General features: G+C 59.4%; 14 protein-coding genes. 10 read left to right on the forward strand and 4 right to left on the reverse strand.

The features are described from left to right. Window positions 1-28 precede the first annotated feature (28 nt). On the forward strand, window positions 29-1600 hold the full coding sequence (locus tag QWI16_RS02860) for a phospholipase D family protein (RefSeq protein WP_302711222.1): 1572 nt from the start codon (window positions 29-31) through the stop codon (window positions 1598-1600). A gap of 1 nt (window position 1601) precedes the next feature. Here the strand turns inward: QWI16_RS02860 and QWI16_RS02865 are convergent, their stop codons facing one another. Continuing rightward, window positions 1602-2219 (reverse strand): hypothetical protein, encoded by a 618-nt coding sequence (locus QWI16_RS02865; protein ID WP_302711224.1) that lies wholly within the window; start codon window positions 2217-2219, stop codon window positions 1602-1604. Window positions 2220-2385: 166 nt separating this feature from the next. Here QWI16_RS02865 and cls point away from each other — a divergent pair, with 166 nt between their 5' ends. Continuing rightward, window positions 2386-3834 (forward strand): cardiolipin synthase, encoded by a 1449-nt coding sequence (gene cls / locus QWI16_RS02870; RefSeq protein WP_302711225.1) that lies wholly within the window; start codon window positions 2386-2388, stop codon window positions 3832-3834. On the opposite strand, the gene QWI16_RS02875 is transcribed toward cls, so the two are convergent. Then, the gene (locus tag QWI16_RS02875) at window positions 3818-4453 is read right to left on the reverse strand and encodes an SDR family oxidoreductase (protein ID WP_302711226.1); all 636 of its coding nucleotides are present in this window, start codon (window positions 4451-4453) and stop codon (window positions 3818-3820) included. The two genes, cls and QWI16_RS02875, sit on opposite strands and share 17 nt — an antisense overlap. 130 nt (window positions 4454-4583) lie before the next feature. Here QWI16_RS02875 and QWI16_RS02880 point away from each other — a divergent pair, with 130 nt between their 5' ends. Continuing rightward, window positions 4584-5249 (forward strand): SDR family oxidoreductase, encoded by a 666-nt coding sequence (locus QWI16_RS02880; RefSeq protein ID WP_302711227.1) that lies wholly within the window; start codon window positions 4584-4586, stop codon window positions 5247-5249. Continuing rightward, the gene (locus QWI16_RS02885) at window positions 5243-5785 is read left to right on the forward strand and encodes a DUF6942 family protein (RefSeq protein ID WP_302711228.1); all 543 of its coding nucleotides are present in this window, start codon (window positions 5243-5245) and stop codon (window positions 5783-5785) included. Before QWI16_RS02880 ends, QWI16_RS02885 begins: the two co-directional genes overlap by 7 nt. A 68-nt stretch (window positions 5786-5853) precedes the next feature. Here the strand turns inward: QWI16_RS02885 and QWI16_RS02890 are convergent, their stop codons facing one another. Continuing rightward, window positions 5854-6618, reverse strand: a complete 765-nt coding sequence (locus tag QWI16_RS02890; RefSeq protein ID WP_302711229.1) for a DUF599 domain-containing protein — start codon at window positions 6616-6618, stop codon at window positions 5854-5856. A 117-nt stretch (window positions 6619-6735) separates the two neighbouring features. Between QWI16_RS02890 and ada the strand changes: the two genes are divergently transcribed. Together ada and QWI16_RS02900 are read left to right on the forward strand one after the other, a co-directional pair. Next, window positions 6736-7827 (forward strand): bifunctional DNA-binding transcriptional regulator/O6-methylguanine-DNA methyltransferase Ada, encoded by a 1092-nt coding sequence (gene ada, locus QWI16_RS02895; protein ID WP_302711230.1) that lies wholly within the window; start codon window positions 6736-6738, stop codon window positions 7825-7827. Beyond that, window positions 7817-8707, forward strand: coding sequence for a DNA-3-methyladenine glycosylase 2 (locus QWI16_RS02900; protein WP_302711231.1), 891 nt, complete (start codon window positions 7817-7819; stop codon window positions 8705-8707). The genes ada and QWI16_RS02900 overlap by 11 nt, the downstream gene beginning before the upstream one ends. A gap of 1 nt (window position 8708) precedes the next feature. On the opposite strand, the gene QWI16_RS02905 is transcribed toward QWI16_RS02900, so the two are convergent. Next, on the reverse strand, window positions 8709-9401 hold the full coding sequence (locus tag QWI16_RS02905; protein ID WP_302711232.1) for a glutamine amidotransferase: 693 nt from the start codon (window positions 9399-9401) through the stop codon (window positions 8709-8711). Window positions 9402-9576: 175 nt separating this feature from the next. Between QWI16_RS02905 and QWI16_RS02910 the strand changes: the two genes are divergently transcribed. From QWI16_RS02910 to QWI16_RS02925, 4 genes are read left to right on the forward strand one after another with little or no spacing between them, the layout of a single operon-like run. Next, window positions 9577-10383, forward strand: a complete 807-nt coding sequence (locus QWI16_RS02910) for a hypothetical protein (RefSeq protein ID WP_302711233.1) — start codon at window positions 9577-9579, stop codon at window positions 10381-10383. Further along, window positions 10383-11414 (forward strand): extracellular solute-binding protein, encoded by a 1032-nt coding sequence (locus tag QWI16_RS02915; RefSeq protein WP_302711234.1) that lies wholly within the window; start codon window positions 10383-10385, stop codon window positions 11412-11414. Before QWI16_RS02910 ends, QWI16_RS02915 begins: the two co-directional genes overlap by 1 nt. Next, complete coding sequence (locus QWI16_RS02920; RefSeq protein WP_302711235.1) at window positions 11411-12931, forward strand: ABC transporter permease; 1521 nt, start codon at window positions 11411-11413, stop codon at window positions 12929-12931. Before QWI16_RS02915 ends, QWI16_RS02920 begins: the two co-directional genes overlap by 4 nt. After that, the gene (locus QWI16_RS02925; RefSeq protein ID WP_302711236.1) at window positions 12931-13947 is read left to right on the forward strand and encodes an ABC transporter ATP-binding protein; all 1017 of its coding nucleotides are present in this window, start codon (window positions 12931-12933) and stop codon (window positions 13945-13947) included. The genes QWI16_RS02920 and QWI16_RS02925 overlap by 1 nt, the downstream gene beginning before the upstream one ends. Window positions 13948-13973 lie beyond the last annotated feature (26 nt).

Below are 13973 nucleotides of genomic sequence, written 5' to 3' on the forward strand. Positions count from 1 at the left end.
ACCAGTAAATAGGGGCCAGGCTTTGCGAGTGAAGACGCACACCACATTCGGATACCCGCACCGCCTGGTTCGCGCCGTGACCTTGGTCTTTGGCATGCTGGTTGTCAGCGCTTGTGCCAGCGCCCCGGACAGGCGGCCTGTGACGGCGACCTCGGTAGCGCTCGAGCCTGCAGCCGATGCGCCTTTGGCTGTAGTGGAGCGCAGGGCGCGCGAGCAGTCGGCGGCTCAGGCGGCGCATTCGGGTGTGCATGTGCTGCCTCAGGGCATTGACGCATTCGCCGCCCGGCTGACTCTGGTAGAAAGTGCGCGCCACAGCCTGGATGTTCAATACTATTTATTCCATAGCGACGCCACAGGGGTGTTGCTGGCTTGGTCTCTCTGGCAGGCCGCCGAGCGCGGGGTGCGCGTTCGCCTACTACTGGACGATATGGAAAAGCGGCAGGACGACTTCCCGCTCACTGTGCTCGATGCCCACCCCAACATCGAGGTGAGGCTCTACAACCCTTTTTACTGGCGCGCCGCCAGAGTCTGGCAGCTGGCCAGCTCTTTTGGCCGGCTCAATCACCGCATGCACAATAAGTCATTTACTGCGGACAACCTCGCCACGGTCGTAGGCGGGCGCAATATAGGCGATGAGTACTTTGATGCAAACCAGTCGATAAATTTTGGCGACATGGACGCGCTCTTGCTCGGCCCTGTGGTGCGAGAAGTGTCCAGCGCTTTTGACCGCTACTGGAACAGCGAACTGGTGTACTCGTTTGCAACACTGAGCGACCACAAGCCGCTTGACCGTCAGCATCATGCCTGGGCGGAGAAACTTTTACAGCAATCGGTTGCGGCGCTGGAAGGCAGCGCTTACGCCGATGCGCTGGTCAACACCGGATTTATGGCACGGTTGAATGAAGGCCAGTTGCCCTTGCACTGGGCGAACATTGAGCTCTGGGTCGACAAACCCGATCTTGAGGCGATGCGGGCTAGAGAGTCGGGCAGCGCCTTTGTGATCAACCGTTTGCTGGGAGCGTTCAGTCGCGCTGAACGCGAGCTGTTTTTGATTTCCCCTTATTTTGTGCCGCGCAAACAAGGCACGCAGCTGCTCAGAGAGCAGGCAGAAAAAGGTGTTGAGGTTAGTGTCGTGACCAACGCCCTGGCGGCGACCGACGTGGTCGCTGTGCACAGCGGTTATGCCAAGCGGCGCGAGGATTTACTGCGCTCGGGGGTGAGCGTTTTTGAGGTCAAGGCAAAGCCCAGTATTGCGCCAAAGGCCTGGAGTATTTCTTCTGCCTCGAGCCTGCACGCCAAGACGTTTGTGATCGACAAGCGCTGGGTCTTCATCGGTTCGTTTAACCTCGACCCGCGCTCCGCTTGGTTGAATACGGAAATGGGAGTGCTTATCGATTCCCCTGAACTGGCCGTGAAGCTGCTGCAGGGCGTGGCGCCGCTGCTGGATAATATCGCTTACCGGGTGAGCCTGCGCGATGGCAAAGTCGTCTGGCAGGATATGGCCACAGGGCAGACCTTTGATCGCGAACCAGAGGCGAGCTGGTGGCGCCGGGCTCTGGCCGGCGTGTTGCGCTTTTTACCGGTGGAGCCTCAGCTTTAGCTTATCGGGCTTTGCGGCGCCACTGTCCCTGTTCTTTGCAAAAGGTATACACTCCCTGGGCGTGAGCGTCTTTGCTGTCGGTTAGCTCAATGCTCATCAGCCGGCAGTGAGAGTCATCAACTGGGCTGCTCAGCGGGGTAATTCGGGCTTGGTGGCCGCTGCGCTCCCACTCGGCGGTTTGATCGTTTGGCAGGCTATCGGCCGCCTTGGCGAAAGCTTCGCCGAGGCTGGTCCAGTCGTCTTTGCTAAATTGACTCGCGGCAGTCTCGGTGACCTGCCATTTGCCGGCGTTATTGCACACATCAACGTGAAAAAAGTCGCGCCGCTGTTCATCGTTGCGCAAATCCAAAATGGCCTTGCGACACTCGGTGCCGCTGTTTTCATAACTGTATTTGACTTTGATGCGTCCTTGCAGCGGCGAGTCGGGCGACTGCCAGTGGATGGTCTGTTGATCGGGGGCATCGTTCAGTGCTGATCCAATTGTGGTTTTGAAAGAAGCGACCTCCGTTTCGGTCATTTCGCTGGCGACACTGCGCCCCATAAACTGTAAATTTGCCGCTTGGGCAGTGCTGACATAAAGTAGGGCAGAGCACAAGAGCAGTGGGTTGCGATAGAACATACAGTCTCCTTTGACAGTTCCTGAACCGGCTACGGGGCGTGGTACACTGAGCCATTCGAGCCGCCCCTATGATAGCGCGATTTGCCCAGGGGTGGTGGTTCGCGTCGCGGTTTTAGGTACTAGTCTTGTGCCGGCCTGTTGGCCTCAAATAACAGGGAGCTAATGTTTGTCACTCATACTGAGTATTGTGCAACAGGTGTTAGTCTGGGGGCATTTGCTGCTGGTGGTGGCTTTTTCCGTTCGGGTAATTATGCAGCGGCTACCGGTGGGCGTGTCTCTGGCGTGGCTGTTGGTGTTGGTGCTCCTGCCCTACGTGGGAGTGGCGCTTTACTTATTGTTTGGCGAACGTTTTTTAGGGGTAAAGCGCTCGCAGCGCAGTACCCGCCTGCGGCTGGCCTATGTCAATGCCAGGCGTAACGGCCCTCAGGAAGACCCCCTAAGCTGGACCGAGTGCCACCCGGCCAGCCAGGCGCTGGCCATCTTGGAGTATCGCACCTCCGGAATACCGCCTCTCGGTGGTAACCAAATCCGGTTTCTGCAGCAAGCCCGAGACATCATCGATGCACTGGTGGCCGACATTGCCAGCGCCCAGCGCTTTTGTCATATGGAGTTTTACATCTGGTATCCGGGTGGATTGGCGGACCGGGTGGTGGATGCACTGCTCGAGGCGGCGGCGCGGGGAGTGCAGTGCCGGGTGATGCTCGATGCGGTGGGCAGCTCGGAGTTTTTTTCCTCCGAGCAGGCGCGGCGTTTAAGAGTGGCCAATATCACCTTGGTAAAAGCCTGCCCCATTGGCATTATGCCCTGGCAGCTGGCTCGCTACGACTTGCGCAATCACCGTAAAACCCTGGTGGTAGACGATCGCGTGGCCTATATGGGCAGCTTCAACCTCATCGACCCGGCGTTCTTCAAGGCCGATGCCGGTGTGGGGCAGTGGATTGATGTAATGGCCAGGATTGAAGGGCCGAGCGTGTGTGTGCTCGATGCCGTGTTTCGCTGGTACTGGAACATCGAGTGCGACGAGTCTCTGCCGCTACTCGATGGCGAGATTCCCGCTGACACTTCTCCGGCGTTGGTGCAAATCGCACCCTCCGGACCCGATGCGGCCAAGGAGAGTATCCTCAGCGCTCTTTTACAGGCGATATACGCCGCAAGTAAATCGGTAGATATCGTTACTCCTTATTTTGTCCCTGGCGAGGCTCTGGAGCAGGCCCTGAAAATTGCCGCCCGGCGCGGGGTGCGGGTGCACCTGGTAGTGCCCGAAAAAGTGGATTCTTTTCTGGTGCGTCACGCCAGCCATTCATACTTTGCCGGGCTGCTTGAGGCAGGGGTCAGTATTTATACCTATCGCGCCGGTTTACTGCACACCAAGGCCATCATTGTCGACGAAAGCCTGGCGTTTTTTGGCACGGTCAATCTCGATTTACGCTCTCTTTGGCTGAACTTTGAGATGACCATGATCATCTACGATCGCGCTACCGTTTGCGATTTATCAAGGCTTCTGGCTGAGTATCGGGAGGATGCGGAAAAACTCAGCGCTGAGCTATGGCGCAAGCGCAGCGCCGTTTCACGGTTTTTTGAAAACATCACCCACTTATTCAGTCCGCTGATTTAAGCGCTTCTTCCAGCGGCGACTCGCCGTTTACCAGCGGATAAATGCGATTGAGTGTCGCCGGGTTGCCAAGGCAGTAGACACAGGCCGCGGCAACGTCTTCGCGGGTAATAATCTGAGCTTCTTTGTCCGCGGGCATATGAGTGCTAAAGCCGCCGGTGGCGGGCTCATTTAACAGTCGCCCGGGGCGCAAAATTGTGTAGGGCAGGCCGCATGCCAGAAGGTAATCATCGGCGATTTTTTTGCACACCGAATAGTGCTTGATGGCGGCGGGGCCATTGTCCGGATCTTCAGCGCCGCGCGAGCTGATCATAACAAACTGTTTGATGCCGACTTGACGGGCCAGGTCCATAGCTTTTATGGCGCCCCACATGTCGATCAGGATGGTCTTGTCTGCGCCGGTTTTAGCACCGGAGCCCGCGGTAAAAATCACTCTGTCGCAGCCCTCCATGGCGTGGACAAAATCGCCTTCGAGGTCGCCGCGCACCGTGTCTGCGCCCAGCGCTTCAAGCTCAGGGGCGGGGCGGCGCACCATGGCCCGCGGTGTCTCCCCCTTTTGAAACAGTTGCTCAATGATCAGCCGGCCGATTTGACCGCCGGCACCGATAACCAGTGTGCACATAGGTTGCGCTCCTTTTGCGTAATCCGGTGTAATCTCTTGGGTCAGTTTCTATGGTAACAGGCCGCCGGGGTTGATAAACCTCGCGGTCACCACCATTAGAGCGGTTTAACGCACAAACAAAGAGGTTCCCATGTCCAAGACTGTCGTGATTACCGGTGCCAACCGCGGTATTGGTTTGTCGTTTACCCAACATTATCTAGCACAGGGGTATACGGTCTACGCCGCCTGCCGCAGCGCCTCGCCCGAGCTGGAGGGTTCCGATGCCCGCATCATTGATGGGGTCGACGTGAGCACAGAGGCTGGACTCAAGACCTTGCTGGATGGTCTCGACGGCGTCGGCATTGACCTGTTGATCAACAACGCCGGTATTTTGCGCAACGAGCAACTCGGCAATCTCGACCCCGAGACCATTCGCGAGCAATTTGAAATCAATGCACTGGCACCGCTGCGGGTAACCGATGCCCTTGTGGGGCAGCTCAACCCGCAAGCCAAGGTGGCCGTCATCACCAGCCGTATGGGCTCTATCACTGACAACACCAGCGGCGGGCGCTACGGTTACCGTATGTCAAAAGCCGCCCTGAACGCGGCGGCCATGTCACTGGCCCAGGATCTCAAAGGCCGCGGTATTGCCGTGGCGATTTTGCATCCGGGGTTGGTGGGTACCGATATGATCGGTGGTCACGGCGATATTACACCCGATGAGGCGGCCGAACGTTTGATGCAGCGCATTGACGAGCTGACGCTGGCCACCACCGGTACCTTCTGGCACTCCAATGGTCAGGTTTTGCCTTGGTAACACCGGCCGGCCTGGGCGATCCCGACTATGCCTTGGCCTTTTGCATTGCCAATCGTCCGGCGCTTGATCACTACCCGGCGCTGGAGCGCATAGCGCCATTGGCGCCGGGTGAGTTACAACACATAGTCGCCAATTCAAGCAACCATTGGCGCAAGCTCTTCAGTGTCTATGCCAAGTGTCTCTATGCCCTGGGGCCAGCCTCTCACTGGCCAAGCCGCTGGCAGGATTACCGGGACAAGCACTTGCTGCAAGCGGGCTCTGGCTGCGCCCTCCTGTTTACCCCGCCGGCTGGAGGTGAGCGACTGCATATTGTCGCGGGGAAAACCTATGCAGCAGCGCTGGGTTTGAATCAGCTCGAATGGTTGGATGCGCATTTCGCCATTGATGTCGCTCACCGACAGATCGTCACGCCTTATCTTGACTACCGCCAATTGTCTAATGAGCGAATTGAGAGGCTGGCCGAGCTTATCCGCCGCCACGGTCTGGCAACCTCGGTCAATGCGCGGCTGCGCTCAAGGGTTGAGTCAGCCGATTAACATGTATTGATGTCTCCGCTTCGGATTTAGCCTGAGCGAGTCGTGGTTTTGACCTTGGTGTTAGTGAGCTACTCGAAGTCTTTATCTGAGCGAGTGCTTACCAGCGGATGATCGGCGGCCGTATCCTGACTCTCGCGCTGATTAATTTCCCGCAGTAGTGCGCGCAGCGTGGTGGAGTGAAACTCCCGGCGGTAGAGAACGCCTACCACCACGGCCACTGCGGCGATGAACAACCAGGTATTAAAAAACCAGGGCAAGACGGCCAGGGAAAAATAGTAGGCGCGCAAGCCGTAGTTATAGCTGTGGCCTGCCTGATCGATGATTTTTGCCGTGCTGACCGCGTAGCGCCGGCGGTCTTCCTCGCTGATTTGCGCATCGTGCGCGGGCGCCGCGCCGAATAAAATCGAGCAGAAACCGTACTGGCGTAAAGCCCAGGTTAGGGTGAAAAAGGCGTACACATAAACCAACAGCAGCAGGATCACTTTCAGCTGCATTTGCCGCGGGGTCATATTGTCATTGGCAAAGGGCAGGGCACTGAGGGTGATGTAGACTTTGTCGATGGAGGCCATAATGGTTACCAGGCCCGCGATAATTAAAATCGAGGTGGACGCCAAAAACGACACGTTGCGCTCAAGGCTGGCAATCAGCGCGGTATCGGCAATGCGGTTCTGGCGGCTGAGCATTTCGATCATCCAGGTTTTGCGGTACACGTGCAGTACCGAGGCCAGGCAGTGATCAGTGCGCGCCCTACGCCGGGCGAAGCGGGCATAACCAATCCAGGCCACAAACAGCCAGACGGCGGCGCCGATATTGATCCAATCGTAGGGTGTCACAACTCAGGTTCCTGCTGGATGGGGAAACAGCCCCTTTATAACAGATAGCACGCCAAACGGGAATTTGGGCACAAGATTCGGAGTGACGGCCGAGCAAAGAGCGCGCACTATACAGCCATGATACAAACTCCAGATGACAAGGCAATGCCAGTGCTCGGCGTGCGGGAAACCGATGCGCGCTGGCAGGCGTTGCTCCAGCGCGATAAAGCGGCCGATGGCCAGTTCGTTTACGCCGTTACAACCACGGGCATTTACTGTCGCCCATCCTGCGGTGCCCGCCGACCGCTAAGGCGCAATGTGCAGTTTTTTGCGCAGGCGGCGCAGGCCGAGTCGGCCGGCTACCGGGCTTGCCTGCGCTGCCAGCCGCAGCAGTTGCCAGGCTCATCGGGTATTTTGCAGACGGTGACGTGTGTCTGCCGCAGGCTCGAGATGAGCGAGCAAATTCCCACGCTCGCTGAGCTTGCCGAGGAGCTGAGCGTCAGCCCACAGCATTTGCAAAAAAGCTTTACCCGGGTGGTGGGGCTCAGCCCACACACTTACGCCCGCGAAGTGCGCGCGGCCCGCCTGCGTCAGCAATTGTGCGAAGGCGAAAGTGTGACCAATGCCATTTACCGGGCCGGCTATAACGCCAGCAGCCGTTTCTACGAGGAGTCAAACCGTATGTTGGGAATGCAAGCGGGCCAGTACCGCGAGGGCGGGCCGGGGGTGACGATTTACTTTGCCCTGGCGGAGTGTTCCCTCGGCCATATTCTGGTGGCGCAGTCGACAAAAGGCGTGTGCGCCATATTGTTAGGTGAAGATCCCGAGACTCTGCTAAGCGATTTACAGCAGCGCTTTCGCGCGGCCGAGCTGGTGGGCGCGGATGCCCGCTATGAGCAGACGGTCGCGCAAGTGATTGGCCTGATTGAAGCCCCCGCCCTGGGGCACGAGTTACCGCTGGATATTCGCGGCACCGCGTTTCAGCGCCGGGTTTGGGAGGCACTCGTTCGGGTGCCGCCGGGGCAGACAGTCAGTTACCGTGAGCTGGCGACTTCTCTGGGTATGCCGAGCGGTGCGCGCGCTGTGGCCAGTGCCTGCGCTGCCAACCCGCTGGCGGTGGCCGTGCCCTGTCATCGGGTGGTGCGCAGCGATGGCGGCTTATCCGGCTATCGCTGGGGGATAGCGCGCAAACGCGAGTTGCTGGAGCGCGAGCGTCAAGGTGTACGCTGAATACCGTCTGAGGTTGCCCGCCGGCTATGATCAGAGCGCCTTTGTCGACTTTCATGGCCGGGACCGCCAGTCGGTGGCCGAGCGGATAGCCTCCGGGCGTGTCGGCAAAGGCTTTGTCTGGCGCGGACGGCCAGCGCTGATGGAGTGGTTTTTCACCGCCCACCAGGCACGGGTTCGCCTCGCGCTCGATGGCGCGGGGGAGATCGCGCCGGCTAAGCTCAAGGCCGAACTCAAGCGTCTCAGCCGCCATGCTCTCGGGCTCGATCAACCCGTGCAAACGTTTAATGCCGCCTGGTGTTCTCACCCTAAGCTCGGGCCGCTGATCGCTCGCCGCCCGGGCCTGTGTATCCCTCAGACTTTAACGCCGTTTGAGGCCATCGCCTGGGCGATCATTGGCCAGCAAATCAGCGTGACCGCGGCCACGGCCATTCGCCGCCGGCTGATTCTCGCCTGCGAGGTAAAACACAGCAGTGGTCTTTGGTGCTTTCCCGCGCCCGCGCACTTGTTGCAAGCCGATACCGAGGCCCTTATGGCGGCTGGTTTGTCGCGGGGCAAGTGGCGCGCACTGGTGGCCTTGGCGCAGTGGTTTGAAGCTGGCCAGTTACCCGAGGTGCGCACGAGTGAGTCCGAGTCCCTTGAGGCGCTGGGGGAGTGCTTGTTGGCCTTACCCGGCGTAGGTCCCTGGACGGTCAACTATGCGCTTTTGCGCGGTTTTGGCTGGCTGGATGCCTCACTGCATGGCGATGTCGCCGTGCGCCGCAATCTGGCCCGATTACTCGGTAGGGATGACATCAGCCAGGCCGATACCGAGCGGTGGCTGCGCGCTTTCACCCCTTGGCGCGCTCTGGTGGCCGCGCATCTGTGGGCGATGTCGACCTGACTTAGACACACTGTGCCAGCCATTGGGTGAGCACCGCGCGGGATTTGGCCGCCAACTCGCGGGCCTGCCCTGCCTGCTGACGCAGGATGCGAGGGTCAATGCCGGCGCCGGCGATTTCGCAGGCGTGGCCGGCCAGCCAGCGCTCGATTTGCCTCGGGTCCGCCTCCAGGTGGCACTGGAGCGCGAGCACTTTGTTGCCGACACGAAACGCCTGATGTGGGCATTGGGCGCTGCTGGCCAGCAGTTCGGCTTGTTCTGGCACAGCAAACTGGTCGCCATGCCAGTGAAGCACGGGGGTGTCACCGAGCAGTGCCAGCGGTGAGTTGGCACCGGCGCGACTCAGCTCCAGAGGCGCAAAGCCGATTTCCTTTTGCTTCATGGGGCTGACCTCCGCCCCCAGTGCCTTGGCGATGAGCTGCGCCCCCAGGCAAATCCCCAGCAGTGGCGCTTTGCGCTCCAGGCGCTTTTGAATCCACTCCAGTTCGGTGTCGAGATAGGGATAAAGGTGACCGTCGTCAACGCCCATAGGACCGCCGAGGATCACGAGTAACTCCGGCGCCAGAGGGTCGATGTCGGCCAGCTTTTCAGTGCAGGCGTTCAGGTATTCCACCCGAAAGCCTTGTTCTTCCAAGGTGCTCTCCCAAGTGCCGAGCTGCTCAAAGTCAATGTGATAGAGGACGGTGGCGGTTTTCACACGAATTCTCCCTGCTGCCAGTTGCCGAGCGCGAATAATGACACGCCGATAGAGCGGGTATCCACTCGCGCGGCTCTGCTTTCGCTTCTTTACGCGACGGGCGCCGGTGTTGCTTTACGAGCTTCCTGATAATAAGTATCATTTGCGGGGTCAAGTCTTATTAACGGAATTTTTTATGAAAGTTTTATTGCGAAACTGTCACAAAGCCTTGTGTGCCGCCGCCCTGCTGTTGGCAGCGGTGCAGGTGTCGGCCAATGGCGCCATTGGCGAACACGTCAATCATCTGCAGGATAACCTCGGCAAGTACACCAAAGAGGTGAACTGGATTATCGAGCGAATCGATATCATGGTGAACACCTACGAGGCCAAAGGCGCTAAGGCGGCCGAGTCGGACCAGGTGGTGGATATTTGGGAATCGGTGATCTTTCACTCGGCCATTGAAGTGAACTATGTGCCGATTTACGCCAACATCTGGCAGGGCCTGTACGGCGTGAAAGAAGCCATTGATGCGGAAAAGCCCGTGGCCGAAGTACGCGCCGAACAGGCGGCACTGGAGCAATCGTTGTGGCAGGCCCTCGGGGCGGTTAAACTGGCGGCCCAATATCAGCAGCGCGGCTTGCTGGCACAGGTCAAGACCACAGAGACTCTGCCTACCACTCTCACAGGGACCCTGGATGAGGTAAAGCACCGTCTGGATCGGGTGGTCGCCAAGTACGCCGAGCAGTTGCCCGAAGAGGCCACCAGCATTGTTCACGACACCTACCTGAACCTCTTTGAGGGCGTGGAAGGGGCCCTGATTGAACAGGACGCCAAGCTGGTGGAAGCGCTCGAAAAAGACTTTAACGTCACCCTGCCCAAGGCGATCTCTGGCAACGGCAGCGTGGATGATGTGCGCGGTGTGGTGAGTGCTATGCACACCAAACTCGACCGCGCCAAAGCGCTTTTGCAGAAAGCGGAAGAAGAACGTAAGGACGTTTTTTAGTGCAACGCAGAACTTTTCTACAGACTCTGGCCGGCGCCGGCATCCTGGGCAGCTTGCCCTTGGCCCGCGCATTGGCCGCTGGCGCCACCGCGCTCTCGGTGGACGATCTTCCGCCGCTTGAGGGGGAGTTGACGCTCTATCTAGGGCGCGGTGAAGGCGGGCTGTACGAAAACGTGCTCGAGGCGATTAAAAAGCGCAATCCGAAATTTACCCTGAACATTCGCCGCGGCGTCACGGCGGCGCTGGCCAACACCATTGTCGCCGAGGCCAAGGCCGGTGTGCGCCGGGCAGATATTTTCTGGGCAGTGGACTCTGGTGCCATAGGTCTGGTGAACGATGCCGGATTGGCCCGGCCCCTGCCGGCGGATCTGACAGGCCAGCTCAAAGAGGGCTTTCGCTACGACAACTGGTCTCCCGTGACCGGGCGTATTCGCACTCTGCCTTACAACACTCAAAAGCTCAGCGCCGATAAAATCCCCGACAGTGTGATGGCGCTGCCCGACAGCGGCCTGTCCATTGGCTGGGCACCGGCTTACGCGTCTTTTCAATCGTTTATTACCGCCATGCGCTTGCTCGAGGGTGAGAAGGCTACGGCCGAGTGGCTCAAAGCCATGAACAAGCGCGGAAAAAACTACGCCGGTGAATTGGGTGTGGTGATGGCGGTGGAGCGCGGTGAGGTCGATGTGGGCTTTGCCAACCACTACTACACCCTACGCCTGAAAGCCGGCAAGCCAGATGCGAAAGTGGACCTAGCCTTTAGCAAAAATGACGCTGGCTGCCTGGTGAATGCTTCGGGCATTCTGGCTCTGAGTGAGGGCGCTTTGCCCATCAACTTTATCCGCTATTTGTTGACCCGCGAGGTGCAGTCTTACCTGGCCAGCGAGGCTTACGAAATTCCGCTGGTGGCCGGCGTAAGCCCACCCGAAGGTTTGCCCCCACTTGCCAGCATATCACCGCCGCAAATGGACCTGACCCGGCTAGCCGATTTGCGGCCAACCCTGGACTTGATGCGCAGCGTCGGGGTGCTATGACCCGACTGCCCGGTTCCTACCCGCTGGCGCTGCTGATAGCGCTCTTTGCGCTGGTGCCAGTGGGGGTGCTGTTTGCCCTCGCCAGCGATACTGCGCAGCTATTCGACACCCACAACCTGAAAGTGCTGGCCAATACCCTGGCGCTTATGGGTCTAACGGTGCTGGGCTCGGTGCTTATCGGCGTGCCTCTGGCACTGCTTACCGCCTACGCTTATATCCCGTGGCGCAAATTTTGGCTGATTGTCTTCGCCGCGCCTCTGGCCATGCCCAGCTACATAGGTGCCTTTACCCTGTATGCCGCGTTTGGCCCCGGCGGCGAGATCAATAACCTTACAGGAATCCCCACGCCTGCGTTTTACGGCTTGCCCGGGGCGGCGCTGGTAATGACGCTTTACACCTATCCTTTTGTGCTGCTCACTACCCGCGCCTCGTTACTGAGTCTGGACGCCAGTCTGGTCAACGCCGCCCGCACATTGGGTATGTCGCTGGGTATGAGTCTGTGGAAAGTGGTGCTGCCCCGGGTGGTCAACGGTATTGCCGCCGGCGCTCTGCTGGCCGCGCTCTACACCCTGTCGGATTTTGGTACCCCGGCCATTATGCGCCTGGATACCTTTACCCGCGTGATTTATGTGGAGTACAACGCCTTTGGCTTGAGTCAGGCGGCCATGTTGTCTTTACAGCTGTTGGTGATTGTCGCTCTGGTGCTGTTTCTCGAGTCGCGCGTGAAAGTCACCCGCGAGCGGCCCGGCCGCAGTCTGACACTCTGGCCCTCGCGTTGGCGCAGCGGCCTGATGCTTGCCGCCTCTGCGCCAGTGCCCCTTTTATCCATTGCCCTGCCGCTGGGGATCTTTGGCCTGTGGCTGGTGCGTGAGGGCGCCGCGGGCTTCGAGCTCAGCTACGCCTGGAATTCCACCTACGCCTCTTTTCTTGCCGCCATAGTCGCCGTGGTGTTGGCTGTGCCTGTCGCTCACGCCGCGATCAGCGGGCGCGCCGGCCGTTTGATGGAGCGGGTGACGTATTTTGGCTTTGGCGTGCCGGGTATCGTCATGGGTACGGCGCTGGTGTACGTCGGACTGCAGCTGCCTTTTTTGTATCAAACATTGGGCCTGTTGGTGCTCGCTTATGTGCTGCGTTTCTTGCCTTTGGCCGTGGGCTCGGTGCGCTCGTCGGCCGAGAGCCTGGATGCCAGCTTGGTGAAGGCGGCGCGGCTGCTGGGCGCCTCACCGCGCGAGGCTTTTACCCGGGTCACCCTACCGTTAACGTTACGCGGTATGATTGCCGGCGCGGCGCTGGTGTTTCTCGAGGCCATGCGCGAGTTGCCGGCTACTCTGCTGCTCGGCCCTACCGGCTTTGAAACCCTCGCCACCTACTTGTGGCGGGTGTACGAGGCAGGTTATTTTGGTCGCGCTGCCGTACCGGGGTTATTGCTGGTGTTGATGTCCGGCCTGGGGCTGGCGCTGATGTTGTCCGGTGAACGACGCAGTGAGTTTGAAGTTACCAAGAGCGGGCCCAAGTAATGCTGAGCGTAAGTAATTTGTCGGTCGACTACGGCTCCACCCGTGTGGTGGACAAGCTGAATCTGGCTTTGGCAGACGATGAAATCCTGATGCTGGTAGGCCCCACCGGCTGTGGAAAAACCACCATTTTGCAAGCGCTGGCCGGGCTGATCCCCATCAGTGAAGGTGAAATCACACTGGGCGCCTGGAGCGCCAGCGCGCAAAAGCCGGTGCCGCCGGAAAAACGCAATGTGGGTATGGTGTTTCAGGACTTTGCCCTCTTCCCCCATTTAACCGTGCAGCAAAACGTCAATTTCCGCCTGAAAGACAGAGCGCTTGCCGATCACTGGATTGAGCTGCTGGGCCTTGGTGCGCTTCGCCATGCCAAGCCGGCAACACTGTCGGGCGGGCAAAAGCAGCGTGTGGCTCTTGCCCGTACCCTGGCCCACGAGCCGGTATTTATTCTGCTTGATGAGCCGCTGTCCAATCTGGATGCGGCGCTGAAAGACAACCTGCGCTGGGAAATCCGCAACGCGCTTAAAGCCGCTGGCGTGCCCGCCATATGGGTCACTCACGACCAGGAAGAGGCGCTCTCGGTCGGTGACCGAGTCGGTGTTTTAAAAAGCGGTAAGCTGGAACAATTGGACACGCCCGAGACCTGCTTTTCCGAGCCCTCCAGCCGTTTCGTTGCGCGCTTTCTGGGCGAGGCCAGTTTTATCCCGGGCCATCTAGAGCAGGGGCGGGTACGCACCGCCATTGGCGATGCACCGGGTACGCCCGTAGACGGCGCGACTGGCGCTGTGGATTTGCTGCTGCGTCCGGACGATGTATCGCTGATACCTGTGGCCGACGGGGGTGGCAACGGCGAAATTGCCTGGGTGCGCTACGAGGGCGGTGCCCGGCTCTTTGCGGTGACCCTTGATGACGGCACCGAAGTGAAGGTGCGTGCCAGTCACGAAACCCGCGCCGAGCCCGGCAGCCGGGTGCAACTGGCGGTGATCACTACCCATCCGCTGGCCGTATTTAACCGGGAGTAATTGTGCTTCCTGACATGTGAGGAGAG

The organism is Gilvimarinus algae, assembly GCF_030518215.1.
Taxonomy (GTDB): Bacteria; Pseudomonadota; Gammaproteobacteria; order Pseudomonadales; family Cellvibrionaceae; genus Gilvimarinus; species Gilvimarinus algae.

Bases quoted from the DNA above. Each gene is read 5' to 3' on its own strand.
- QWI16_RS02865 (WP_302711224.1), bottom strand. From the start codon at position 2,219: ATGTTCTATCGCAACCCACTGCTCTTGTGCTCTGCCCTACTTTATGTC.
- QWI16_RS02875 (WP_302711226.1), bottom strand. From the start codon at position 4,453: ATGTGCACACTGGTTATCGGTGCCGGCGGTCAAATCGGCCGGCTGATC.
- QWI16_RS02880 (WP_302711227.1), top strand. From the start codon at position 4,584: ATGTCCAAGACTGTCGTGATTACCGGTGCCAACCGCGGTATTGGTTTG.
- ada (WP_302711230.1), top strand. From the start codon at position 6,736: ATGATACAAACTCCAGATGACAAGGCAATGCCAGTGCTCGGCGTGCGG.
- QWI16_RS02910 (WP_302711233.1), top strand. From the start codon at position 9,577: ATGAAAGTTTTATTGCGAAACTGTCACAAAGCCTTGTGTGCCGCCGCC.
- QWI16_RS02920 (WP_302711235.1), top strand. From the start codon at position 11,411: ATGACCCGACTGCCCGGTTCCTACCCGCTGGCGCTGCTGATAGCGCTC.
- QWI16_RS02925 (WP_302711236.1), top strand. From the start codon at position 12,931: ATGCTGAGCGTAAGTAATTTGTCGGTCGACTACGGCTCCACCCGTGTG.